This is a genomic window from Bacillus ndiopicus, assembly GCF_000612805.1.
Lineage (GTDB): Bacteria > Bacillota > Bacilli > Bacillales_A > Planococcaceae > Metasolibacillus > Metasolibacillus ndiopicus.
Window position 1 is genome coordinate 25,918 of sequence record NZ_HG964408.1, and the last position, 25,731, is coordinate 51,648.

Sequence of the window (25,731 nt, forward strand, 5' to 3'; positions counted from 1 at the left end):
ATCATTCGTCTCCTTCGATTGGTTGCAAATGTGCTTCAATTTCAGCACGCTTGTCTTCCAAAAACGGTGGTAAATCCAATTTTTCACCAAGTGTTGTTACATCACCATCAATTGTGAAGCCTGGGCCATCAGTCGCAATTTCAAAAAGAATACCATTGGATTCACGGAAATATAAGCTTTCGAAATAATAGCGGTCGATAATTCCAGATGTACGGAAGCCGCGTTCTTTTACACGTTCCTCCCAATAAGCTAGCTCCTCGCTATTACGCACGCGAATTGCTAAATGATGGATGCTGCCACGACCAGGTTTTTCACTAGGCCCATCAAGCTCTTTAATAACGATTTCTCCAAAAACTTGCCCTTCAACAGATTGAAAAATTGCTTCATTTGCTGTGCGACTAATTTCTTTATAATTGAACATTTGCAATGTACTTGCTATTTTATCAAGGCGTTTTACTGTTATTTCCACAGTACCCATACCTAAAATTTGATGCTCGGTAGGAACAGGGGATTTAGCCCATGTTTGCCAGAAATCAATCACCTCGCCATTTGCAGCGAGAAGCACCATGCGTAAGCCATCCTCATCTTCGAAATGAAGAGCTGGGCGGTTTGCATATGTCGTAATTTCACTATGCTTTACATTAAAGCTCGCAAAGCGTTTTTGCCAATAAAGTAAGCTTTCTTCTGTTGGTACAAGTAAGCCTATTTGAGTGATGGCATTTGTTCCGCGGTGTGTGCGTCCGATAAATGGCATTTCAAAAAACGATAATTCTGTACCTGGACTACCTGTTGTATCACCATAAAATAGATGATACATCGATGGATCATCTTGATTTACTGTTAGTTTTACACGGCGTAATCCTAAAATATGTCGATAGAAATGGTTATTTTGCTTCGCATCTTTTGTTAGCATTGAAATATGATGATGTCCTGGAATAGTATACATATCAATCGCTCCTTGTATGTTGTTGTTTCTCACTTTACTACTTGAAAATGTAATATGCAAGAAAAATATCTCGAATTCGAGATGTTTTTTTAGAACTATTGACATCTTCAAATATGTGTGGTAAATTTATCTCGAATTCAAGATAAATTGAATTCTGAAAGAACACCTAATTAAAATTAAGCAGAACCAACATGTTTCAAGCTTAATGCTTATAGAAAGACTATGAACAACTATAAATAATATATTGGAGGAATAACAAATGAATCATTTAAAAGGAATCCATCACGTAACAGCTATTACAAGCAGTGCAGAAAAAAATTATGAGTTTTTCACTAATGTATTGGGGATGCGTTTAGTAAAGAAAACAGTCAACCAAGATGATATCCAAACATACCATCTATTTTTTGCAGATGATAAAGGTTCTGCAGGAACAGATATGACATTTTTTGATTTCCCAGGTATTCCACAGGGAGTACATGGTACAAACGAAATTTCAAAAACATCATTCCGTGTGCCAACAGATTCGGCCCTTGATTATTGGGTAAAGCGCTTTGACCGTTTAGAAGTAAAGCATTCAGGTATTAAGGAGCAGTTTGGTAAAAAGACTTTATCTTTTGTCGATTTTGATGATCAACATTATCAACTAATTTCCGATGAAAATAATAGTGGTGTTGCTTCAGGTACACCATGGGAAAAAGGTCCAATTCCATTAGAATACGCGATTACAGGATTAGGACCAGTATTTGTTCGCATTAGTGATTTTGCTTTCTTTAAGCAAATGCTAGAAAAAGTGATGCTATTTACTGAAATTGCACAGGAGGATTCATTCCACTTATTCGAAGTAGGTGAGGGTGGTAACGGAGCTCAAATTATCGTTGAGCATAATGCGGTGTTACCGAATGCACGTCAAGGCTTTGGAACAGTGCATCATGCAGCATTCCGTGTCGAGGATCGCGCAATGTTAAACGAGTGGCAAAATCATTTTGAAAGCTTCGGTTTAAACACGTCAGGCTATGTTAACCGCCATTTCTTTGAGTCGTTGTACACACGTGTTGCACCACAAATTTTATTCGAGCTTGCAACAGACGGCCCAGGATTTATGGGTGATGAGCCATACGAAACATTAGGCGAGAAACTTTCTTTACCACCATTTTTAGAGCCAAAACGTGAGCAAATTGAGCGTTTAGTACGACCAATTGATACAGTACGTAGCACGAAAACTTTTGAAAAAGAATACGAATAAGGGAGTTAGCAGCATGGATTTTCGACAGCTAATTGAGCAGCGCCGCTCAGCTAATAATTTTGTACAAGGTGTGCCAATTACAGAGACTGATTTAAAAGCTATTTTCGATGATGTAAAATATGTCCCAACAGCATTTAATTTACAGCACCCACATTATTTCGCTGTTATTGACGAAGCAAAGAAAGAGCAAGTACGTGAAGCAGCTTATGGTCAATATAAAGTGCATAGTGCATCAGCAGTAATTATCGTAACGGGAGATCGCTATGCCTATCAGCAGACAGAAGCTATAAATCAAGGTATGCGTGACTTAGGAATAATTAACGAGAGTGAGCTACAGGATCTTGTAAAAGAAAATACAAACTTTTACGAAGGTCGTGGAGAGCAGTTTATGAAGGAAGAGGCAATTCGAAACGCTTCATTATCTGCGATGATGTTTATGTTAGCCGCAAAAAATCGCGGTTGGGATACGTGTCCAATGATTGGCTTTGATCGGAATAAGGTGCGTGAGCTACTACAAATCCCTCATAATCAAGAAATTGTATTAATGATTACGATTGGTAAAGAGAAAACAGAAAGCCGTCGTTTAAGAGGCTACCGTAAACCAGTAAATGAATTCGTTCAATTTATTTAGTTAGAAAAAGCGATTTCGCATAACTTTGCGAAATCGCTTTTTTATCTTGATTCAGGGAAAACTCCTACCCCTACAGGTGGTGAGACGAATGCTCTATTTTGCTTTCTACGGTTCAGTGGGTGTCCATACACTCAATGAAATAGAGGAACTCAGTCTAAGAACGCCCCATCCTTGTGGCAACGACTGAGTGACCAACATCACGTTGCCACAAACGCCCCGGCGGATGTCACAGATTTTGAAGAGGAATTTCTCAAGCTAGCTTGAGAAAAATCTGGACGCAATTACGCCAAGGTGTAATTGGTGATTTAACCCATAATATTGTAACCAGAATCAATGTAAATCGTTTCGCCAGTTACCCCACGAGATAGTGTGCTTAGCATTACAATTGTCATGTCAGCTACTTCTTCTTGGTTTGTATTGCGTTTTAATGGTGCTTTTTCTTCAATTTGACGTAAAATTTGATTGAAGCTTGGTACACCTTTTGCTGCAAGTGTGCGGATTGCACCAGCAGAAATTGCATTGACACGGATATTTTCTGCACCTAAGTCAGCTGCTAAATAACGCATAGCTGCTTCTAAAGCTGCCTTTGCGACACCCATTACATTGTAGCCATCTAATACGCGCTCTGCTCCTAAGTAGCTCATTGTAACAATTGAAGCGCCATCTGCTAAATAAGGTTTGGCAGCTTTACTAACTGCTACTAATGAATAAGCACTTGTATCTTGTGCAAAAGCGTAGCCTTCACGTGATGTTTCATGGAAGCGATTTTTTAAATCTTCAGCATGTGCAAAGGCAACTGAATGAACGATACCGTGAACTTGGCCAAATTGTGCGCCGATTTGCTCAAAAGCTTGTGCAATGCTGTCATCGCTATTAACATCACACTCTATTACAGCAGTTTTATAGTCTGTGTAATCCGCTAACATTTTTTCAATTTTTCCTTTTGAGCGCTCTTTTCTATATGTGAAAATAACGTTTGCGCCTACTTCAAATAATTTTTTGGCAATACCCCATGCAATACTACGTTCATTTGCAACACCCATAACAACAATGTTTTTATTTTTTAATTGTAAAATATCCATCATTACACTCCTTTAGTACAATAATATCTGTTATTAGTACCAACTACTAAAAATAACTATAACATGATAAAAAAAAGCACGCAATAGATTTTTCTATACTCGGTACTCTAGCCTTAATATCGTAAACAAAAAAGCAGGGTATCTGGAATGTAGGAATTAACCAACATTTCAGATACCCTTCATAATTTATTCGTATTTTAATGCGTCACCATCGAATGATTCGTCAGCTACTTTAATTGAATCCGTTGGGCAGCCTTCAAAAGCATCTTGCATATCCTCTAATAAATCCTCTGGAACTGCACATGTTCCCATGTTTTCATCTAAAATAACGAAGGCAATCCCTTCATCGTCATAATCATAAATATCTGGTGCAGCAGCGCCACAAGCGCCACAAGCGATACATGTATCTTTATCGACAATTGTATATTTTGGCATTGTATTCTCTCCTTTTTTCCGTTCGCTTTCTCATAAGCTTCTTTCTTATTCTATAGTGGTTTACTATACTTTTCAACAGTCAATGCTCGTTTTTCATACAAATGTCTAATCCACCAGTTGAAGTATTGAGTTTAATAATTTATATTTAATATTATTTAGTATAGAAGGTTCATTTCATCTTGACTAAATGGGTGTTTGGGCATCTGCTGAATCAAGATAAAAGTCCCGGTGAATGTCACAGATTCCCCACGCGAGCTTGAAAAAAATCTGGTCTAAAGTTAGCCAGGGCATAATTAATAGTAGATTATAATGACAAAAGGAGGATTTGGGATGGAGCATATACATGGATCACATGATACGATACTAGTTATTTTTTCATATATTGTAGCGGTAGTAGCATCATATACTGTGCTTGATTTAGTAGGGAGAATTAGCAATTTAAAGGGGAAATCAAGGCTACTTTGGTTATTATTTGGAGCAGGGGCAATGGGAATGGGTATTTGGTCGATGCACTTTGTTGCTATGCTAGCATTTTCATTACCCGTACCAGTTGCCTACAATATCGTTATTGTGATTGTTTCTGTTATAGCTGCAATTGTCGGTTCGTTCTTTGCATTGCATATAGTATGCCGCAACACTCGTTTAAGTTTATCGCGTTTATTGAGTGCAAGTGCTTTATTAGCTACAGGAATTGTGGCGATGCATTATATTGGTATGGCAGCAATGCAAATTGGTATTTCATACAATAATAATTATGTATTATTATCGGTAGTTATTGCATTTCTAGCATCTTTTGCAGCGCTGTGGCTGGCATTCTTCTTTAAGAGTGGGGAAGGAAATATAAAAAAATACGCTAAGCTTGGTAGCGGATTAGTTATGGGCGCAGCTATTGCTGGTATGCACTATGTTGGGATGTATGCAGCACACTTTTACATAGATGAACGTATGGCATCTGGTACGGGAGTCATTTTTAATCAACAGTTTTTAGGCTACTTTATTTCAGGTGGCACACTGTTTTCTTTAATTACATCTTTATTTGGGATTTATTTATCTAATAAAATTTCCTTTAAAGATTCAGAAATTGCAGAGAAAACGAAAGAAATTTACAAAATGAATGAGGAACTAAAGGAGCTTAATAGCAATTTAGAATTGCTGGTGAAAGAACGTACAGCACAGCTTGAACAGGCTCATGACGAAGCCATTAAAGCAAATATGGTGAAAAGTAAGTTTTTGGCAAATATGAGCCATGAATTGCGTACACCGCTGAATGCGATTATCGGTTATAGCGAAATGCTGGCTGAGGAAGCAGAGGAAATAGGTGAAACATTATTTGTTGATGATTTAAGTAAAATACGCAACGCAGGGAGGCACTTGCTATCATTAATAAATGATATATTAGATATATCCAAAATTGAAGCTGGTAAAATGGAAGTACATTATGAGAAAGTAGCTATTCAACAGCTTGTGCAAGATGTCATTGCAACAGTTAGACCGCTTGTTGACCAAAATAATAATGAATTAATAACGCGAATAGACGATGGAGAAATGACAACAGATGTTACAAAGCTAAGACAAATTTTAATTAATTTGATTAGCAATGCTAGTAAATTCACGAAAGATGGCACAGTGACATTAACGGTTGCTGAGGAAGCGCGTAAAGCACAAACAGGCTTCAGCTTCCGTATTCAGGATACAGGAATTGGCATGACGGCAGAGCAGTTAGAAAAGCTATTCCAGCCATTTACACAGGCCGATGCATCAACAACGAGAAAATACGGTGGGACAGGGCTCGGATTAGCGATTAGCCAAAGCTTTAGTGAGATACTGGGTGGTGAAATTAGCGTTGAAAGTGAACTAAATGTGGGAAGTACATTTACATGTTGGCTACCAATATCATCAGTCGAGGAGCTTGCTTTAGCTAATAAGGGAGAAGTACAAAAGCATGAAAAAAAGAGCAAGGTAAATATTTTACACATCGATGATGATCCGTTAAATCATCAGTTAATGAAGCATTATTTAGCGAAGGAAGATTGGACATTAGCCTATGCTTCAAATGGTCAGGAAGGATTAGAAATGGCAAGGCAGCTACAGCCTGAAGTTATTTGCCTAGATATATTAATGCCAAGCATGGATGGTTGGAGTGTACTAACTGCTTTGAAAAATGATGAGGAGCTACAGCATATACCTGTAATCATTTGGTCGATGGTAAAGGATGAGCCTTTAGGTTATTCGCTCGGTGCTTCAGAATATTTAACGAAGCCAATTAATAAAGAATCCTTAGTAAGTACATTGGAGCGTTATGTTGCAGAAAAGCAACAATTACAAGTGCTTGTTGTAGAGGATGATATAACGACAAGCGAATTAATGACGAAATTATTAAATAAAGAAGGCTATGCTGTAACGCAAGCTCGCAATGGTCAACATGCAATTGATTGTGTTAAAAATGAAAAGCCACAATTAATATTACTAGATTTAATGATGCCTGAAATGGACGGATTCCAATTTATTAATGAATTGAGGGAAACTGCAGAATGGCGAGAAATTCCAGTTGTTGTCGTAACTGCTAAAACATTAACAGGAGAAGAGCATTCAAAGCTAAGTAGCTATGTTGAAAGCATCGTGCAAAAAGGGATGTTCAAACATAAAATGCTATTAGAGAAAATCGAAGAAATTTTAATTAAAGAGTAAAAAGGATTTGATGAAATGCAAACTATTTTGCTTGTAGAGGATAATGAAATGAATCGCGATATGCTAGCGAGAAGATTGATTCGAAAAGGATTTTCTGTAGTGACGGCAGAGGATGGGCAACAAGGAATTGACTATGCAATAGAGCAGCAGCCAGCATTGATTTTAATGGATTTAAGCTTACCGGTGATTGATGGCTGGGAGGCAACGAGGAGATTAAAGGAAAATGCGGCGACGAGGCATATACCAATCATTGTTTTAACAGCGCATGCAATGAAAGAGGACGAAGAAAAGGCCTATCAAGCAGGTTGTGATGATTATGATACAAAGCCCGTAATACTAGAGCGTTTACTTGAAAAAATAACGAAAGCGTTAGCAAGTAGATGAATGGAGCGGAAAGAATGGAAGAAATAAAACAAGCAAAAATTTTAATTGTTGATGATCAAGAATACAATGTTAGTTTGTTAGAGCGCATTTTACGTCGTGCAGGATTTGAGCATATCTATAGTACAATGGACCCTTTTCAAGCAGAGCCACTTTTTAATGATAAAGAGCCAGATATTGTTTTACTCGATTTGCATATGCCAGGGATGGATGGTATACAAATTCTTCAACATATTCGTAGTAAAGATGCTGTTTTACCAGTGTTAATGTTAACAGCAGATCTCACACCTGAAGCTAAAAAACAGGCATTTCAAGAGGGGATTAGCGATTTTTTAACGAAGCCTATTGATCGAATTGAGCTTGTTTTACGTATGACGAACTTATTGCAAACGCGTGTGCTATATGGACAGTTGCGTGAGCAAAATCAATTATTAGAGGAAAAAGTGCAGCAAAGAACATGGGAATTGCAGCAGGCGAAATACGAGATTTTAAACTTATTAGCCAAAGCGTCGGAGTATCGGGATGACGAAACAGGTGAACACACACAGCGGGTAGGACATTTATCTGGCTTAATAGCAGAGCGTTTAAATTTATCGCAAGCTGAAGTCGAGCTTGTTCGTTTAGCTGCACCTTTACATGATATTGGAAAAATCGGTATTCCTGATCATATACTGTTAAAGCCAGGTCGCTTTGAAGTAGATGAATTTGAGCGAATGAAAACACATACGACAATCGGAGCAGATATTTTAGCGGATAGTGTATTTTCAACGTTAAAAATGGCACGCAAAATCGCCATTGCACACCATGAAAGATGGGATGGGACAGGCTATCCAAACGGGATTGCAGGAGAGGATATTCCCATAGAGGCACGCATCGTTGCATTAGCAGATTTTTATGATGCACTTACGCATGAGCGCCCATATAAAAGAGCGTGGACACCAGAAGAGACGATTATTGAAATTAAAGCACAAAGAGGCAAGCATTTTGACCCTGCCGTTGTAGATGTGTTTATCGAGTTATTTAATGAGCAGTTAGTTGTATAGCATGCATAAGGGCAAATTAATCGAATTAGTATAAGAATTTGTCAATTATTGCGTTGACGTATTTCCGTATATTTGATAGGCTAAGAACAGATTTAATACTAAAACTTTAATATTAGAGGTTCATAGCTAATACCCTCTATAAAAAACTATGGATATGTCACGTAAACCGTCCAATGACGGATACAATGTTTCGATTCATGTTGTCAAATATATAGAAAATAGCAGAGCCTCTTTTAAAAGTTTAGTCTTACTCAACTTTTCAAGGAGGCTTTTTTATGTCTAGTCGTACAGAGCAAGAAGGTTTAGGAGATTTAACATTGTTAGGTAATCAACAGGTCAAATATCCGACACAATATTCACCAGAAGTGTTGGAAGCTGTAGATAGCTTACATACAGAACGAGATTATTTTGTGAAATTCAATTGTCCAGAGTTTACAAGCTTATGTCCTATTACACAACAACCTGATTTTGCGACCATCTACATTTCGTATATTCCAGATAAAAAATTGGTGGAAAGCAAGTCATTGAAACTTTATTTATTTAGCTTCCGTAACCATGGAGATTTTCATGAGGATTGTGTCAATATCATTATGAATGACTTAATCAAATTATTGGACCCGCGTTATATTGAAGTGTGGGGGAAATTTACGCCACGTGGAGGCATCTCCATTGATCCGTGGTGTAATTACGGAAGACCAGAGACAAAGTATGAAAAAATAGCGGACTATCGTTTAATGAACCACGATTTATACCCAGAAAAAATTGATAATCGTTAAAAGAAAGAGGTTTTTAGCAACCCTCTAAAAAAAACTAAGAAAAGAGGCTTCTTGATGAAAAAGGAAAAAGCCATCATTGTATTTAGTGGTGGACAGGATAGTACAACTTGTTTATTTTGGGCATTAAAGCGTTTTGAAGAAGTGGAAGCAGTGACATTTGATTATGGTCAAAAACACCTATTAGAAATTGAATGTGCTAAAAATATCGCTCAACAGCTTGGAGTAAAGCATCATATTTTAAATATGTCATTGTTAAACCAGCTTGCTGTAAGTGCATTGACACGTCAAGAGGTAAGCATTGTGGAAGGAAAAGATGGTGGGCTACCATCAACATTTGTGCCAGGGCGCAATTTGTTATTTTTATCATTTGCTGGTGTATTGGCAAGCCAAGTTGGCGCAAAGCATATTGTGACAGGTGTTTGTGAAACAGATTTTAGCGGTTACCCTGACTGTCGCGACATTTTTGTCAAATCGTTAAATGTAACGCTTAATCTAGCGATGGATGACACGTTTGTTGTGCATACTCCATTGATGTGGCTGGATAAAGCGCAAGCTTGGCAAATGGCAGATCAGCTTGGGGCATTTGAGTTTGTGCGAGAAAAAACGCTTACTTGCTATAACGGTATCATTGCAGATGGATGTGGGGAATGCCCAGCATGTAAGCTTCGTCAAAATGGGCTTCAAAAATATTTAAAGGAAAGAGAGGGACAAACAGTATGAGAATTTTCCTTTATTTAGCCTCGATTGCCATTGCCAATATTGTAACAGCACGCTTTGCGCCCTTCGAATTAGGAATATTTATTGTGCCGATGGGAACATTTTTTGTCGGTGCAACTTTCATCTTCCGTGATCTTGTACAAAATAAATATGGACGTAATAAAACATATTTATTTATTCTAATAGCCTTGCTTTTATCAGCGGTTGTTTCCTTTTCATTAGGTGATACATTGATGATTGTTGCTGCATCTGCATTATCGTTTGTAATTTCGGAAACAGCTGATACAGAAATTTATACTCGCTTGAAACTGCCAATGGCTTGGCGTGTATTTTATAGTGGTATTGTTGGAGGATTACTTGATTCAACAGTTTTCGTCATTGTTGGCTTAAGTCCACTTGGCGCTGGATTTATTCCATGGGCAGCAGTACCAGCAGCCATTGCTGGGCAGATTATCGTCAAAACAGTGCTACAAATGATAGGTGTATTTGCAATCATTCAAGGGCAAGCCTTGCGCGCAAAGCGCTTCGTATAAAGGATTTAGTAAAAGAAAAGCTAGTAGGAGAGTGGATTTTTCCTGCTAGCTCTTTACATTTTGGAGGATGATGTACTATTAGAGTAATCCGTTAAAAAGCATGTACTTGCTATCTGATTGCAATAAAAATTCAATGTTCTAGAAGTCTTCATTCGATTTCCATATAGCTGTTTGATTTTGATGACAACACCGATTTCATAGCTTCCTTTATAATTTTCCGCTATTTTTTCTCCTACTTTTCTATGATTATATTCCATAATGCATATGACTATTAGTGATATATTATGAAGTGAACTATTAATCGTCATGGAATAAAAGAGTACAATAGGTTTTTTCAATTAACTGCGCTATACTTAAAGTAATTTGTCGAAAGAAAGTGGGGAGCCGCATTGATTTTTCAGCAAATTTTATTAGATATTTTCTTGAAATTAAATAATGAAAGAACGGTATCTTCTGCATACCATTTGCTGCGCGGCAAAAGATCGGGACAAACGATACAAGATGTTGGTATTTTCTCTTTGCATGCTTATTTTAGCTTATTACCGAAGCTTACAAGGCAGAAGTTTGATGGTTTTGTTCAACTTTTTGCGGAAAATGGCTATTTACAGATGGATGATGCGGGTTATTATTCTTTGACATCAAGAGGGATAGAGCAAGCTAGAAAAGGAGTGCCATGCACCTTTGATAGCTGGCATTATAGGGGCAATGAGCATATTTTTTATGAGCGACTTTCCCTTATTGTTCAAGCATTATCGCATCAATCTGCTAATATAAAGGCATTTATCCCTATTCAACGTGATGAGGGGATTCAGTACTTTGCTCGTCAGTTTTTATTGCGCCATCAATATCAGTCTGGAGCTTTGCAAGTTCTATTATTGCAGGAAATTACCAATAGCTTAGAAGCACTTGCTGTGACAGAGGAGCAACGAGAGCTGTTAATTAACCGTTTAACTGGTGTTGATTTACCAGGCTTTACGTGGCAGCAGCTTGCGTATCAAGCAGGGCGTGCCGAAATGGATAGCCAGCTTCTTTATATTTCGGCTTTACATAATTGGCTAGGGCATATTGAACATTATCCGTATCTAGCTGATATTGCGCAGCAGCTCCGCATCAGTATGCCGCTAACAGACTCTGCCTACCAAACAGCAAAGCTTTTTCAGCAAGGCCTTTCGCTCCAACAAATTGCGAGTAAAAGAAATTTAAAGCAAAGCACGGTAGAGGATCATTTAGTGGAATTAGCCATGAACGATATCACATTCCCAATCGAGCATTTTGTTAATCAGGAGGAACTAGTGCAAGTAAATAAAGCTGTCCTATCATATGCTACCAAAAAATTAAAAGTGTTACGTGAAGCTTTACCGCATCTTTCTTATTTTCAATTACGTCTAGCATTAGCGAGAGGAGGCAATTAAATGTTGGAGCAAGCATTGCAAAAACATTTTGGCTACACGAGCTTTCGAACAGGGCAAAAGGAAGTGATTGAGCAGCTTTTGGCAGGACGGGATGTTATTGCGCTTCTGCCAACAGGTATGGGAAAATCAATGTGCTATCAGCTACCAGCATATTTATTGGATGGACCAGTCTTAATTGTTTCTCCGTTGTTATCTTTAATGCAGGATCAGGTAGATCAATTGAAGCAGTTCGGTGAAAAACGGGTTGTAGCATTAAATTCCTTTTTAACTGCAGAGCAAAAACGTTATGCACTACATTTTCTACATCAATACCGCTTTATTTTTGCATCGCCAGAAATGCTTATGCAGCCACAAGTAAAAGAACGGCTTAGAGCGATAAGGTTAGGGCTTATCGTAGCAGATGAGGCACATTGTATTTCACAATGGGGCTTTGATTTTCGACCTGATTATTTGCGTTTAGGTGAAATCATTCCAAAGCATAATAAACCACCAATATTAGCCCTATCCGCTACTGCTACCCAAACGGTATTGCAGGATATTGAAAGATATTTACATATGCAGTCCCCATTTTATTTTTTACATTCTGTCAACCGTCCAAATATTCATTTAGCAAAACGCTTTTTTCAACAGAAGGATGACAAAATAAATTGGATACTTGAGCATGTTCAGACGACAGATGGACCAGGCATAATTTATACGCAATCTCGCAGCAAAACAGAGACGCTCAGCATGGCATTGCTAGAGCGAGGTATTGCAGCTGCGGCGTATCATGCGGGGAAAGAAGCGGAGGATCGCCAATTTATTCAGCAGCAATTTTTAGTTGGAAAGCTTGAGTGGATTGTTGCAACGAATGCTTTTGGTATGGGCGTACATAAAGGGGATATAAGACAAGTAATTCATGAATTTATGCCAGCCAATATCGCTAATTATATGCAGGAAATTGGTCGTGCAGGTAGAGATGGTCAGCCAGCAGTAGCCACATTACTGTATGCAGATGGAGATGAGCAATTCTCTCAATTTATCGTGACAGAGGATTTGCCAAAAATGCAGCATATCGAACATTACCTAGCCAATGGTGATCATCCAATGCGTATGCTTGATGCTGGGGAAATTTCTGAAACGGCTTTCCGAGTTTTACATTATTGGATGCAGCAGGAAAGCAGTGAGGCTGTGCAAAAGCGATTGCAGCAAATGGAAATGGACAAATACAAAGCAGTGCATGAGATGTTACAAATAGTGCAAGCAACCGATTGTATGAGGGAGCGTCTCGTCAATTATTTTGGTCAGCAATTAGCAGAAAAAACGCCAAATTGCTGTCAAAATTGTGGACTTGTTTTTGAAGAGATTCTTTCTGCAAAGCAAACTGTCGAAGAGCCAGAAAAGATATTAACATGGCAGGAACGTTTACAACGAATATTGCTATCTTCTCTACGCTAGGGAAAAAGTACCTCTCTATGTGCGAAAGCTAAAGCCAAGGTGCAATTGATTTTTTTGTAGAATTTAGTCATAATATGTTTATAGAATAGTAGTGTAAGGAGGGGTGTGTTGTGACACAAGAAAATTATAGAGAAAAAATTGAAGAACACCGTCAAGAAATAGAGTTTGATGGTCCGTTAGAAAGAAAGTCACGCACAAGAAAGAAACCTAAACAGCGAAAAAGCCGACTTATTCGAAATATGACGATACTTTTTATCTTTATACCTTTACTTGTATTAGGCTATGTACAATTTTTTTACGAGCCGAAAAGTTTAGCAGGGGAGAAAGATGATTCGGTGACAGTAGAGCCGAACAAGCCATCAATAGAAAATAATGAAGAACAAATAGCGGCTGCGGAAAAAGAAAAGGAAGCGGCAGCGAAGGAGAAAGCTGAGAAAGAAGCAGCGGCGAAAGCGCAAGCAGAAAAAGAAGCATTAGCAAAGGCGCAGGCTGAGAAAGAAGCAGCGAAAGTACAGGCAGAAAAAGAAGCGTTAGCAAAGGCACAGGCCGAGAAGGAAGCAGCAGCGAAAGCACAAGCAGAAAAAGAGGCAGCAGCAAAAGCACAGGCTGAGAAAAAAGCGAAGGAAGACGCAGAGCGATTAGCTTCAGCAAAATCTCATACAGTTCAGCCGAATGAAAACTTATACCGCATATCTTTGAAATATTATCCAAATGATGCGAATGGTGTACAAAAAATTATGCAGGCTAATAATTTAAGCTCTGAAAATATTGTCGTTGGACAAACGCTTATTATTCCGTAATAGGACTTATTTGAACGATTAACAGGATTTTTGTAATATACTAAAGGGGCTACTTAGAAGGAGTTTATCTTTCTAGGTAGCCCCGTTTTTGTAAGAATTGCTATTGAATAGAGGTTTTTAATTGTGAAGTTCATAATAATAGGATTAGGGATTATATGCATATGTATTATGTATATGTGGCGTCAGGCATTTGAAAATAATGTGCGCTATCATACTTTACAGCTACAAGGCCAAACCCCAGAAAGCTTGCGTATTTTTTTTATTTCAGACGTTCATCAGCGTGTTATTGATGAGCGAATGCTACAAGCAATAGGAAAAGTAGGGGCGGTTATTATCGGTGGAGATTTATGCGACAGGCGCACATCGTTCGAGCGGGTGCGAATCAATATTCAGCAACTTCAGCAGCTTGGTGATATATATTTTGTTTGGGGAAATAATGACCATGAAGTGGGAGAGCAGCGTTTACGTCATTTATTTGCCGAAATGAATGTGAAGATACTTGAAAATGATGCACAATTACTTGTTGGAGAAAATCGCATATGGCTTAGCGCAATTCAGGATACATCCACGAAAAAATATAATTTTGAGCAAGCATTTGCAAAATGTCGAAAAGAGGATATTACATTTTTTATTTCACATAACCCGCAAGTTTTTTATCGTGTGCAGCGCTACTTTACCCCGCAGCTTATGATGGGAGGCCATTTGCATGGCGGGCAAATCCGCTTTTGGAAATTTGGTCTACATCCAAAAGGCTCTTATTCTGTGCGGAATGGGATTCCGACACTTATTAGCAATGGTTATGGTACAACATTACTACCACTACGTTTAGGGGCAAAGCCAGAATGCCACGTGATAGATGTGACAATTGAGAGAAATGGAACACGTTGAAGAGGAGAATAGTAATATGCAAAAAGTAGATGCTTTGATTGTAGGTGGTGGCCCATGTGGCTTAGCGGCAGCAATCAAGTTACAGGAAATTGGCTTACAGCCGGTAGTTATCGAAAAGGGGAATATTGTAAATTCATTATATAATTATCCGACACACCAAACTTTTTTCAGTACGAGTGAAAAACTAGCGATTGGCGATGTGCCGTTTATTGTTGAGGAGCGCAAACCTCGTCGTAATCAAGCACTTGTCTATTATCGCGAGGTTGTGCGAGCAAAGGAAATAAATATTCACCGTTTCGAAAAGGTAGAAAAGGTCGAAAAAATTAGTGATATATTCATTGTGACAACGAGCAAAGCAATATATGAAACACCTTATGTAATAATTGCCACAGGGTACTACGATAACCCAAATTATATGGGCATTACAGGTGAGGATTTGCCAAAAGTATATCATTATTTTAAAGAGGCTCATCCATTTTTTGATACGCAAGTAGTAGTGATTGGCGGTAAAAATTCGGCAGTAGACGCAGCATTGGAACTGCAAAAAGCAGGTGCTCATGTCACAGTCGTCTATCGCGGTAGTGAATATTCCCCAAGTGTGAAGCCATGGGTGCTACCTGAATTTGACGCTTTAGTGCGTTCAGGTGAGATTACAATGCACTTTAATAGCGAGGTAGAAAGCATTAGTGAGCATGAGGTTGTTATTCAGAAAGCTGGCCAACAACAACGTATTGCCAATGATTTTGTCTTTGCGATGACAGGTTATCACCCTGACCATAATTTTATTCGCGCAATGGGCGTAGCAATCGATGAAGCAACAGGTCGACCACATTTTAATGAGGAAACAATGGAAACAAATGTCCCAAATCTATTTATCGCAGGTGTTATTGCAGCAGGCAATAATGCCAATGAAATATTTATTGAAAATGGGCGTTTTCATGGTGGAATGATAGCGCAGTCGATTCAGGGGAAGTTTAAAGTGAAAAGACGCCCCTAAATTGAATAGGCTTCTAATTTAAGGTTAGCAAAGGTAGATATAAAATATAATTAGTGCAATTTTAATACCACAACAGTGTATAAAAATTAGGGAGAGAGCAAAGCACTGGCATAAGATAAGGGAGATGAAATATATGCTTTTTCGGGTAGTATTAGCACTGCTATTAAGTACACTAATTTCATTAACTTTAATTTTTGGTTTGTTAATGGGCGAATGGCAATATCCGCTAGAGTTAATAATAATGGTTCCACTTTACGGCTTATTGTTCAGCCCGATTATTTTAATTTATGGGGTTTTGTCATTTTACATAGCAGAATTCTTTTCGCGAAAATGGAAAAGTCCTATCCAGGTAGCCAGTAAAGCTATCGTTCTTATCTTATTAGCTGTAGTAGCTAAGTTTATTTTACCATCAGACGCGCATATAATTTTTATGAATATCGAATTAGAGATGACACTTATTACAGCGATTTCCATTGCAATTATCGCTTCCATCATAGATGAGCTATTAAAGTCAAAGTGTAAATGGTTTAATGGAAAGTTAGTTGAAAATAATTAATGATATGCTTTTGGAGAAATTCTTGAACGAAAGAAATTATATTCTATTAAAAATAATTTATTAGCTTAAGGCAGACATTTTCATGATGGAATGATTGTTAAGGCGATTCAGGAAATTTTGAGCTATAAAATTAAATATGCTCCCAATTTAATTTGATAAATTTTTTATCTATGCTTAGTGGGAGCATATTTTTTAATGTATTCAATTGTGAATACATTATTTCTATAATGTTTTATGAAAATAGCTCTTTTTTGTGTTTTTTCGGTATACTCGAAAAAAATAGTATTTTGAATGTTCTTTAAGTTTAATATCTTATCATTAAAAACTGATTTGAGTTAGCTGTGGCGTAATTGATAAATTCGCAGAAAAGAGGGGGACAGATGAAGAAGAGATACATGATTCTTAGTTTCTTTGTAGCTGTGATAATTATTGTAGCATTCGTTGCTTTACGAAAAGAAAAGGTGCTAGTTGATACAACGACCCCAGATAGACTAACAACCGTAGAGCAGACAACAGATACCTTTTTAGTAGAGTGGAGCTCTGACACGATGGATCGTGGCAACCATGATTTAGAAAGCCATGAGCATGGTAATCTCGTTGTATCTTCCAATATTCCTGCGTTGCAACGAGGAATGATTGTCTATTATGAAATAATACCAAAGTTTTTACAGGAAAACCCCAATTTAGAATCACCAACGCTGGGGCGCATTGTTGGCTTGCCGGGAGAAACGGTAGAAATAAAAAAAGGCAAAGTGTATATAGACGGACAGCGACTTGACGCATTTTACGGGGAAGCAACGAAGTTTGGTATGAATAAAGAGCAATGGTATGCGCAAGAGAATAAAAGGCCTCAAACGAAGGAGCAAGAAAAACAAACGAAAGCATATTATAACTTAGCGATGTCAAAAGTAACTGTGGAAGAAGGGACAGCTTTTGTATTAGTTGATGCTTGGTGGCGAGGGAGTGATAGCCGTAATTTTGGTTTAATTCCAATGGAGACAGTGAAAGGTATTGTGCTTGGATATGAAGAATTGTAAAAAATAGGGGCTACTTAGAATAGAAAAAATTCTAAGTAGCCTTGTTTTCGATATATAGAAATTGCGAGGAAGACAATAATAAAAATAAAATTTATTTGCTAATTGAGTAGGGGGTTACATAAATTCGATTACAGTCATAAAAAGAAAAAACCGAATTATCTAATGAACTATTCATGTCATAAGATAATTCGATCTGTTTTGATTCTAGATTAGAAAAACTCCCTCAACTCAACAGGATGGTGCACTTGATTTAAGCCAATTAATAGCTTTAAACGTGCCTTTTGACCATTAATACCGTTAGCAAAAATGACACCTGCATCCTCAAGCTGTTTGCCGCCCCCCTCATAGCCATAGACGCCTTCTGCGATACCGTTAAAGCAACGTGATACGAGAATAACTGGCATGCCTTCTGCGACAAGTGTTTTGAGACGTTTAGCCACAGCTGGTGTAACATTACCTTGCCCAAAGCCTTCTAGTACAAGTCCGTCATATTGTAGGGTGGAAACGGCATCAATCATATCTGCTTCCATTCCAGCATAAGCCTTTAATAATGCAACTCGTTTTTCGATTTTTTCAACCTCAACAAATTGGCGTTTCACGGGCATATGATGAATATGCACGGTCTTTTTTGTAATCAAGCCAATCGGTCCGTATTGCGGGCTTTGGAAGGTGTTGACGCTAGAAGTTGATGTTTTTGTAATATTAAATGCGTGATGTATTTCATCATTCATCACAACAAGCACCCCTTTTTCGCGCGCCTCCTGTGAGCAAGCCACACGTACTGCCTCTACTAAATTGTAAACGCCATCTGCTCCAAGCTCATTGGAAGAGCGCATTGCCCCTGTTAAAACGATTGGGAAATTATAGCGTGTTGTCAAATCTAAAAAATACGCTGTTTCCTCTAAAGTATCTGTACCATGTGTTATAACTACACCATCAATGGCATATTTATTGACATGCTCAGCTATACAATCGCGTAGAAGCAACATTTCGTTTGGTGTAATATGTGGCGATGGTAAATTAAAAGCTTCAACCTCAATAATATTTGCATAGGTCGATAACATATGTTTTTCCGCCGTTAGCGGGTTTTGCTCATTAGGCATAACCGCACCTGTTTCAGCGCTCATTTTCATTGAAATTGTACCGCCTGTATGAATTAATAAAATAGTTTTTTTTGACATAAAAATCCCCTTTTGAAATCAGTATCGATGCATTTAATGTTATAATAACAATATCTAAATAAATTGTTAAGGAACGTTTTCATATTAGGTGTGTTGATGATACAAAATTCCGGCATATACATCAACACAAAGGTTTTCATATATAGAGAAAAGGGGCTTACAATATGTTTATACTACTCTCAGCGGCGATAGCTCCAGCATTAGCTCTTTTAGGCTATTTTTATATGCGCAACCAAATGGCAACAGAACCACGTAGAACCTTGATTCAAGCATTTTTATACGGAGCGGTTATCACATTCCCTATTTTATTTATTCAATATGTAGTTGGAGAAGAAGGAACAATTACGAGTCCTTTTATGACGAATGTTGTGTTTACAAGTACAATTGAAGAGTTTTTTAAATGGCTTATTATTTTTGTTCTTATTTTTCGTCATGTGGAGTTTGATGATCCGTACGATGGAATATTGTACGGTGCAGCTGTTTCGCTAGGCTTCGCTACTGTTGAAAATGTTTTATATTTACTATCGTTTGGCTTAAATACAGCTTTCGTAAGAGCATTACTTCCTGTTTCAAGCCATGCATTATTTGGTGTCGTGATGGGCTATTATTTTGGGAAAAGCAAGTTTTCCAATAATGATAAGTGGAAGGATTATTTATTTTTTTCTATATTCATTCCAATTATGCTGCATTTTAGCTATAACTTAATTTGGACTTTAGGTGGCAATTTTATTTATTTAATGGTGCCATTTATGCTTTTTTTATGGTGGTTTGGTTTACGCAAAGTAAAGCTTGCTCATCAGCATTTAATTGAACATTTAATAGAAAATAATAGACATTGAAGATAGCAGTAGTGAAAGTAGGACACTCATCCAACTTTCATTACTGCTATTTTGTATTATTTATTAAAAAAATGTATAAATCAATGTACACTCCGCATGCTATGAAAAAGGAGAGGTGTGCATGAGAAAAAAATTATTCATTGTTTTCCTGCTTAGTATGCTCTTTCTGCAACCACAGCAATCCGATGCCTTTTCTGCACAAATTATTCAGCGAGGTGCATTTGGGGATGATGTTATTGAGCTACAGGCCAGGTTGCAATATTTAGGTTACTACCATGGCAAGATTGATGGGAAATTTGGTTATGGCACATATTGGGCATTGCGTGAATTTCAACAGGCTTATGGTTTAAGTGTTGATGGAATCGCAGGTAATACAACAAAGAAAAAACTAGTTGCCCAGTCAGACTATAATGAAAGCTTTGTGAAAGAGCAAATAGCTAAAGGTAGCCAATTTACACATTATGGTGGTATGCCACTTGAGCACCAAGTAAAAGGCGGCGGTACTAGTGCGAGTAGTGGTAAAAATAGTTCAAATAGTGGTAAAAATAATTCAAGTAGCGGCTCTATGCAACTCCCAGCGAACTATACAGAACGCGATTTGCAGCTAATGGCGAATGCTGTTTTTGGAGAGGCGCGCGGTGAGCCGTATGAGGGACAAGTAGCTGTAGCAGCTGTCATTTTAAACCGATTAGAATCACCCGATTTTCCAAACACAATTTCAGATATTATTTTCCAACCGCTTGCTTTTACAGCAGTTGCGGATGGGCAAATTTGGTTAACGCCAAATGAACGAGCGAAGCAGGCTGTTCTTGATGCAATGAATGGTTGGGATCCTACAGAAAATGCCCTATACTATTTCAACCCAAAAACAGCGACAAGTAAATGGATTTGGTCACGTCCACAAATTAAGCAAATAGGTCAGCATATCTTTTGCTATTAGAGAAGAGGTGAAGTATGAGAAATGCAGTTTATTTATTAGGTATTGTTGTTTTGATTTTGGCTGTTTATGCGTATGATGTGACTGTAAAGCAGCGCTCGTTAGAAAGGGCTGTACATGCAAATTATACAAATGAGCTAACAAATGCATCAGAAAAACTCTCTTTATTACACTCATCTATTTCGAAATCAATGCTTTTTAAAGATGAAAAGGCATTGCATCGGGAGCTTGATACAATTTGGCGCGTAAGTAATGATATGCGCAATTCAGTTTCACGTTTACCTTTACATCAAGATGTAGCAAATGATTGGATGCGTTATTTAGGGCGTATAGGAGATGAGGCAAAACGATCTGCGGCTTCCAAAGATACTTCAGAATGGCGAAAAAAGATGGAAGCGGTTAATGGTAATTTGCATGCGTTAACAGAAGAATGGACTGTTGCTACAGCAAATTATTTTCAACAAGATGGCGATTTTAGGAAATGGTCAAAAATAACATCTGATGAAGTAGGCGATTCATCATTTGCGAAAGTATCTGCAGATTTAAAAAGCTTTAATGAAACAGATTTTCCTTTAACAGCAAGTGAAAGTGATTATCAGAAAAAACGTGAATTACAGCATTTAATGGACGAGCCATTAACAAAGGCACAAGCGTTGGAAAGGTTAAAAACAGTATTCCCGCTAATTAGTGATGCCACAATGACGGTTACAAAAAGTCGAGATGATGCTCCTTATCCGTTTTATCATATTCAATTTGTTAGAGGGTCGCGTATAGGCTATGCGGATATTACAGAAAAGGGCGGCCATATTTTATCGTTTTTATTGGAGCGACCAATGAAAAATACGGCGTTATCGCATGAGGAAATTGTACAGGCAGCAGAAAAAGCAATGGCGGACGCAGGATTTAAAGATACAGTTATTACAGAAATGCGAGAGAATCATATTGCTTGGCATTTTGTTTTTACTCGTAAAGTAGATGATGCGCTCGTATATCCTGACAGCATTCAAGTGAAAATTGCTAAAGATAGCGGAGAAGTGCTTGGTATTAATGCGATGGAATATATACAAAAAGAAACAATTAAAGAGCAAGAACTAAACCCAATTGATTGGTCAGCGTTTTTTGGTGAAGGCGTTGTTATAGAGGATGAAAAGAAGATTTATACAGAAAATGATGCATACGAACTGCGTTTATGCTATGAAGTTATCGCAAGGTTGCCTAATAAACAGTACGAAACGTTTCGCGTAGTTGTAGATGCTACAACGCATGAAGTTATTCAAATTGATACATTATCCTAAATTGATACTGACGAATAATAATATAGATAAATTGGAAGCCTCGTGAGATAATAGACATAGAAAATGTCGATGCACGAGGAGAAAATCATGGAATTGAAAATTGGAACGATGTTAATATTAGAGCCTATGTATACAGAACAATCAGAAAAATTTAGGTGTAAAGTAGTGGAAAAAGAAGACGATATTATTTACGTGGATTATCCAATTAATGATTTCACAAAAAAAACAGCATTTTTGCTTGAGGGAGCACAGTTTCACGTAATGTTTTACGCAGAAGGCAATAGCTACAGCTTTACAACAAAAGTGGTGGGGCGAAAAAATAATCGTATACCGATGATTATGCTATCATGTCCACCAGACAATGAATTTATAAAAATTCAGCGAAGAGAGTTTGTACGTGTTGAAACGCCAGTGGACATAGCTATTGAATATAGAGATACCTTTTACCAATTTATCGCACAAGATATAAGTGCAGGAGGGTTGTCAGTTCGTTTAACACAACCTGTTAAATTTCAGGAAAACGACACTGTTCAATTAACTATCGTACTTCCTTTTGTAAATGGTGAAATTAGATATGTCCAAACAGACGCACGCATTGTTCGCATATTCGAGGAAAACGAGAGACAGCTCGCATCGATGCAACTTACTGATACGGATGATGTTGATAAACAGCATATTGTACGCCTATGCTTTGAACGCCAATTACTTCAACGCAAAAAAGAGCTAAATGAATTATAAAACGAAGGCTGTAAGGAAAGCAGGATAACTTGCCTTCCTTACAGCCTATTTTCAAGTTATTTGGCTAACTATACAGCTCTTTTTCATATATAATGTAATGGTAAGGAAAGTAGGGATAAATAATGGCAAAACGAATTCAAATTGCAATTGATGGTCCTGCAGGTGCGGGGAAAAGTACAATTGCAAAAATTGTCGCGGAAAAACTAAATTTTACATACATCGATACAGGAGCGATGTATCGTGCTGTAACGCATAAAGCGATACAGCAAAACATACAATTAGATGATAGCGATGCACTTGCAAATATGTTAAGTGCAACAAAGATTGAGTTAGCGCCGTCTAATAATGGTCAGCTTGTTTACGTAGATGGTGTTGATGTAACAGACGTAATTCGTTCAAATGAAGTAACGGCGAATGTTTCTCAGGTAGCTGCACATGCTAATATACGTGAAGTTTTAGTTTCGATGCAGCAGCAATTAGCTGCAGGTGGCGCTGTCGTGATGGACGGGCGAGATATTGCTACACACGTCTTAACAGATGCGGAACTAAAAGTGTTTATGTCAGCTTCTGTAGAAGAGCGTGCTCGTCGCCGTTACCTTGATAATGAACGCCGAGGGATTCAATCATCTATTGAGCGTTTACAAGAAGAAATTGCTCTCCGTGATAAATTGGACAGCGAGAGAGAGGCTTCACCGTTAATTCAAGCCATTGATGCTGTGTATTTAGATACGACTGATTTAACAATTGATGAAGCAGCAGAGGCAATTTTGAAGTTAGCATATGAGGTTATGTAAGCAGTATTGAAAAGATTTTTCTATGACAAAAGGGGAAATTTTTGTTTTTATTCATTATTTCGAATAAAATAAAAGTGGAACATGCGAAGGAGGGTTACATATGTCTGAAGAAATGAACTTAGGATTAGAAAAGGAATTTCATGAAGGAGATATTGTGAAAGGTACTGCGGAGCAGGTGGACGATAAATCTGTTACTGTTTCGATTGAAGGAGCCCCATTTGAAGGGATTATTCCGATTAGTGAGCTTTCAAGTCTACACATTGAGAAGGCATCTGATGCTGTTTCAGTAGGCGATGTATTTGAGTTGATGATTACTAAAGTAGAAGACGAAGCATATGTGTTATCTAAGCGTAAAGTAGACGCATTGAAAGCATGGGATGATTTAATAGCAAAATTCGAATCAGGCGAAACATTCGAGGCGGAAGTAAAAGATGTTGTAAAAGGTGGCCTTGTTGTTGATTTAGGTGTTCGTGGCTTTGTACCAGCTTCGTTAGTAGAGGATTATTTCGTAGAAGATTTTGAAGATTATCGCGGTAAAACGATGAGCTTTAAAATTACAGAGCTTGATAAAGAAAAAGGACGTTTAATCCTATCTCACCGTGCAGTAGTTGAGAAAGAAAAAGCTGAACAGAAAAAGCAAGTGATTGGAAATATTAAACCAGGCAATGTACTTGAAGGGAAAGTTCAGCGATTAGCTGCTTTTGGTGCATTTATTGATCTTGGTGGAGTTGATGGGCTTGTGCATATTTCACAAGTGTCACACGACCATATAGACGATGTTTCGACTGTTTTAACAGAAGGGCAAGCTGTAAAAGTAAAAGTTCTATCTGTTGATGTAGACAATGAGCGCATCTCACTATCAATTAAAGATACGCTACCTGGACCGTGGGAAAATATTGAGGAGCGCGCTGCAAAAGGCTCGGTTTTAACTGGTACAGTTCGCCGTCTAGTTTCATTTGGTGCTTTCGTGGAAGTATTCCCAAATGTAGAAGGGCTTGTGCATATTTCACAAATTTCACATAAGCATATTAATACACCACATGAGGCATTAAAAGAAGGTCAAGAGGTACAAGTAAAGGTGCTAGATGTTAATGCTGCGGAAAAACGTTTATCACTAAGCATTAAAGACCTTATCGAAAATCCTGATAAAGAAGAAGAGTTCGATTACGAATTACCTGAAGAAAATACAGGCTTCTCATTCAGTGATGTCATCGGTGATCAATTAAAAGGTTTTACAAAAGAATAATTTCTAGTATAAGCACATTTAGTGAGTGAAAAGCTCATTCAAATGTGCTTTTTATTTTAATTCATTAAATCTTTACTGCGACGGGTAACCGCAATAATAAGTATCCTTTTGTGCCGAAATTGTAGCGAAAGGCATAAATAAAGAAAACTCTATCTTCTGTAGATGATAAGATGAATGCCTATTTTGCTTTATGTGATTGAAATCGAAAATTTTGAAGAAAATGTCACCAATAAATTGGGTGAAATTTGGTTTAAAGGGAATACGTATATATTTAACGAATTTTTTCACTGTAAACTATTGACTTTAAAGTAAAGTGTATGTATTATTTGTTCTTGTGTAATATCAATATTTTTATCAAACATCTATGTAGGGAGCAAGAACATGAAAAAATTATTATTATCAGCATGCTTTGGTTTACTATTATTAGCAGGATGTGGTAACGAAGCAGAAAAAGCAAACAATGAGCCAGTAGAAAAAGAAGATGTTGTCAAAGAACAAGAAGAGCAAAAAGTTGTAACGTTTGAGGATGTTGATGCTGAATCAAAAACATCAGTAGAGAAATTTGTTAAAAAATACAATGCAATGGTTGAGATAATGAAACAGGACGAAGAAGAGCCTATAGAAATTGCTAGTATGCCAGAGCCAATTACGAATGAGTTAACAGAAGAAGAAAATGGTTTTTCACAGAAATTATTGGATACAGATATTTTAGGATATGCAGGTCATTATACAATAACTGCTAAGTATAATACGGAGAAAAAAGTAACAGGTTACAATTTAAGTGTAGAGGGTATTGAGTTTGATTTACAAAATGATGAAGGCGATGAATTGTTAGAATTCTTTACTTCTGCAGCAACACTTACAGGTTCTCTTGGCTTAGACATTGATTTATATGAAACAGAATTTACGAATGCTTTAGAAAATGATTTGGACAAACATACATTTACAGATGGAGACTATACGATTTCAGCCAATTTGGCAGATTTCTTTGCAGGTGAAATTGTAATTGACTTCGATTTAACAAAATAATAGCATTAATGTAACGGATAATTCTCACATATTGTTGGGGTTATCCGTTTTTTACTTTAGTGCATTACAT

26 protein-coding genes and 2 riboswitches are annotated in these 25,731 nt (G+C 37.5%); of the genes, 22 read left to right on the forward strand and 4 right to left on the reverse strand.

Annotated elements, in window-relative coordinates; all coding sequences use genetic code 11:
- Position 1: 1 nt before the first annotated feature.
- Positions 2–946: a ring-cleaving dioxygenase gene (locus TY13_RS15285; protein WP_042477919.1), complete on the reverse strand. Its 945-nt coding sequence runs from the start codon at positions 944–946 to the stop codon at positions 2–4.
- Positions 947–1,205: 259 nt separating this feature from the next.
- On the opposite strand from TY13_RS15285, the gene TY13_RS15290 reads away from it, so the two are divergent.
- Positions 1,206–2,189: a ring-cleaving dioxygenase gene (locus tag TY13_RS15290; RefSeq protein WP_042477920.1), complete on the forward strand. Its 984-nt coding sequence runs from the start codon at positions 1,206–1,208 to the stop codon at positions 2,187–2,189.
- Positions 2,190–2,202: 13 nt separating this feature from the next.
- Positions 2,203–2,820 carry a nitroreductase family protein gene (locus tag TY13_RS15295; RefSeq protein ID WP_042477921.1) on the forward strand — a complete coding sequence of 206 codons (618 nt, stop codon included), beginning with the start codon at positions 2,203–2,205 and terminating at the stop codon, positions 2,818–2,820.
- Between the two features lie 305 nt (positions 2,821–3,125).
- Here TY13_RS15295 and TY13_RS15300 read toward each other — a convergent pair whose 3' ends face one another.
- Entirely contained in the window at positions 3,126–3,905 is a 780-nt protein-coding gene (locus tag TY13_RS15300) for an enoyl-ACP reductase FabI (protein ID WP_042477922.1), read from the reverse strand.
- 183 nt (positions 3,906–4,088) lie between these two features.
- Positions 4,089–4,337 (reverse strand): ferredoxin, encoded by a 249-nt coding sequence (locus tag TY13_RS15305; protein ID WP_042477923.1) that lies wholly within the window; start codon positions 4,335–4,337, stop codon positions 4,089–4,091.
- Positions 4,338–4,667: 330 nt separating this feature from the next.
- Here TY13_RS15305 and TY13_RS15310 point away from each other — a divergent pair, with 330 nt between their 5' ends.
- The 13 genes from TY13_RS15310 to lepB all read left to right on the forward strand — a co-directional run bounded on the left by TY13_RS15310 (position 4,668) and on the right by lepB (position 17,602).
- Positions 4,668–7,025, forward strand: a complete 2,358-nt coding sequence (locus TY13_RS15310; RefSeq protein WP_052344358.1) for a response regulator — start codon at positions 4,668–4,670, stop codon at positions 7,023–7,025.
- Between the two features lie 15 nt (positions 7,026–7,040).
- The gene (locus tag TY13_RS15315) at positions 7,041–7,409 is read left to right on the forward strand and encodes a response regulator (RefSeq protein WP_042477925.1); all 369 of its coding nucleotides are present in this window, start codon (positions 7,041–7,043) and stop codon (positions 7,407–7,409) included.
- 14 nt (positions 7,410–7,423) lie between these two features.
- Positions 7,424–8,449, forward strand: coding sequence for an HD domain-containing phosphohydrolase (locus TY13_RS15320; RefSeq protein ID WP_042477927.1), 1,026 nt, complete (start codon positions 7,424–7,426; stop codon positions 8,447–8,449).
- Between the two features lie 109 nt (positions 8,450–8,558).
- Positions 8,559–8,605: riboswitch (PreQ1 riboswitch) on the forward strand.
- Between the two features lie 119 nt (positions 8,606–8,724).
- Positions 8,725–9,225: a preQ(1) synthase gene (queF, locus tag TY13_RS15325; protein ID WP_042477929.1), complete on the forward strand. Its 501-nt coding sequence runs from the start codon at positions 8,725–8,727 to the stop codon at positions 9,223–9,225.
- Positions 9,226–9,269: riboswitch (PreQ1 riboswitch) on the forward strand.
- A gap of 10 nt (positions 9,270–9,279) precedes the next feature.
- Positions 9,280–9,945 (forward strand): 7-cyano-7-deazaguanine synthase QueC, encoded by a 666-nt coding sequence (queC, locus tag TY13_RS15330; RefSeq protein ID WP_042477931.1) that lies wholly within the window; start codon positions 9,280–9,282, stop codon positions 9,943–9,945.
- Positions 9,942–10,475: a VUT family protein gene (locus tag TY13_RS15335; protein WP_042477933.1), complete on the forward strand. Its 534-nt coding sequence runs from the start codon at positions 9,942–9,944 to the stop codon at positions 10,473–10,475. Before queC ends, TY13_RS15335 begins: the two co-directional genes overlap by 4 nt.
- 389 nt (positions 10,476–10,864) lie before the next feature.
- Entirely contained in the window at positions 10,865–11,887 is a 1,023-nt protein-coding gene (locus TY13_RS15340; RefSeq protein WP_042477935.1) for a helix-turn-helix domain-containing protein, read from the forward strand.
- A complete protein-coding gene (locus TY13_RS15345; protein WP_042477936.1) occupies positions 11,888–13,324 on the forward strand; it encodes a RecQ family ATP-dependent DNA helicase in 1,437 nt (478 codons plus the stop codon).
- 110 nt (positions 13,325–13,434) lie between these two features.
- Positions 13,435–14,124 (forward strand): LysM peptidoglycan-binding domain-containing protein, encoded by a 690-nt coding sequence (locus TY13_RS21440; protein WP_042477938.1) that lies wholly within the window; start codon positions 13,435–13,437, stop codon positions 14,122–14,124.
- A 123-nt stretch (positions 14,125–14,247) separates the two neighbouring features.
- On the forward strand, positions 14,248–15,012 hold the full coding sequence (locus tag TY13_RS15355) for a metallophosphoesterase (RefSeq protein WP_230199457.1): 765 nt from the start codon (positions 14,248–14,250) through the stop codon (positions 15,010–15,012).
- Positions 15,013–15,028: 16 nt separating this feature from the next.
- Positions 15,029–16,009 (forward strand): YpdA family putative bacillithiol disulfide reductase, encoded by a 981-nt coding sequence (locus tag TY13_RS15360; RefSeq protein ID WP_042477942.1) that lies wholly within the window; start codon positions 15,029–15,031, stop codon positions 16,007–16,009.
- A gap of 133 nt (positions 16,010–16,142) precedes the next feature.
- Positions 16,143–16,565 (forward strand): hypothetical protein, encoded by a 423-nt coding sequence (locus tag TY13_RS15365; RefSeq protein WP_042477943.1) that lies wholly within the window; start codon positions 16,143–16,145, stop codon positions 16,563–16,565.
- A 380-nt stretch (positions 16,566–16,945) separates the two neighbouring features.
- Positions 16,946–17,602, forward strand: a complete 657-nt coding sequence (gene lepB / locus TY13_RS15370) for a signal peptidase I (RefSeq protein ID WP_081797018.1) — start codon at positions 16,946–16,948, stop codon at positions 17,600–17,602.
- Between the two features lie 209 nt (positions 17,603–17,811).
- Here lepB and TY13_RS15375 read toward each other — a convergent pair whose 3' ends face one another.
- Positions 17,812–18,783 carry an asparaginase gene (locus tag TY13_RS15375; RefSeq protein ID WP_042477947.1) on the reverse strand — a complete coding sequence of 324 codons (972 nt, stop codon included), beginning with the start codon at positions 18,781–18,783 and terminating at the stop codon, positions 17,812–17,814.
- A 164-nt stretch (positions 18,784–18,947) separates the two neighbouring features.
- Between TY13_RS15375 and prsW the strand changes: the two genes are divergently transcribed.
- The 7 genes from prsW (at position 18,948) to TY13_RS15410 (ending at position 25,661) form a co-directional block, all read left to right on the forward strand.
- Entirely contained in the window at positions 18,948–19,622 is a 675-nt protein-coding gene (prsW, locus tag TY13_RS15380; RefSeq protein WP_042477949.1) for a glutamic-type intramembrane protease PrsW, read from the forward strand.
- Between the two features lie 121 nt (positions 19,623–19,743).
- Positions 19,744–20,562 carry a spore cortex-lytic enzyme gene (gene sleB / locus TY13_RS15385; RefSeq protein ID WP_042477951.1) on the forward strand — a complete coding sequence of 273 codons (819 nt, stop codon included), beginning with the start codon at positions 19,744–19,746 and terminating at the stop codon, positions 20,560–20,562.
- 14 nt (positions 20,563–20,576) lie between these two features.
- Positions 20,577–21,854 carry a PepSY1/2 domain-containing protein gene (locus tag TY13_RS15390; protein WP_042477953.1) on the forward strand — a complete coding sequence of 426 codons (1,278 nt, stop codon included), beginning with the start codon at positions 20,577–20,579 and terminating at the stop codon, positions 21,852–21,854.
- 87 nt (positions 21,855–21,941) lie between these two features.
- Entirely contained in the window at positions 21,942–22,592 is a 651-nt protein-coding gene (locus TY13_RS15395) for a flagellar brake protein (RefSeq protein ID WP_042477955.1), read from the forward strand.
- Between the two features lie 122 nt (positions 22,593–22,714).
- Positions 22,715–23,386: a (d)CMP kinase gene (gene cmk / locus TY13_RS15400; protein ID WP_042477957.1), complete on the forward strand. Its 672-nt coding sequence runs from the start codon at positions 22,715–22,717 to the stop codon at positions 23,384–23,386.
- A gap of 100 nt (positions 23,387–23,486) precedes the next feature.
- The gene (rpsA, locus tag TY13_RS15405; RefSeq protein WP_042477959.1) at positions 23,487–24,632 is read left to right on the forward strand and encodes a 30S ribosomal protein S1; all 1,146 of its coding nucleotides are present in this window, start codon (positions 23,487–23,489) and stop codon (positions 24,630–24,632) included.
- 381 nt (positions 24,633–25,013) lie between these two features.
- On the forward strand, positions 25,014–25,661 hold the full coding sequence (locus TY13_RS15410; RefSeq protein WP_042477960.1) for a hypothetical protein: 648 nt from the start codon (positions 25,014–25,016) through the stop codon (positions 25,659–25,661).
- Positions 25,662–25,731: the final 70 nt, after the last annotated feature.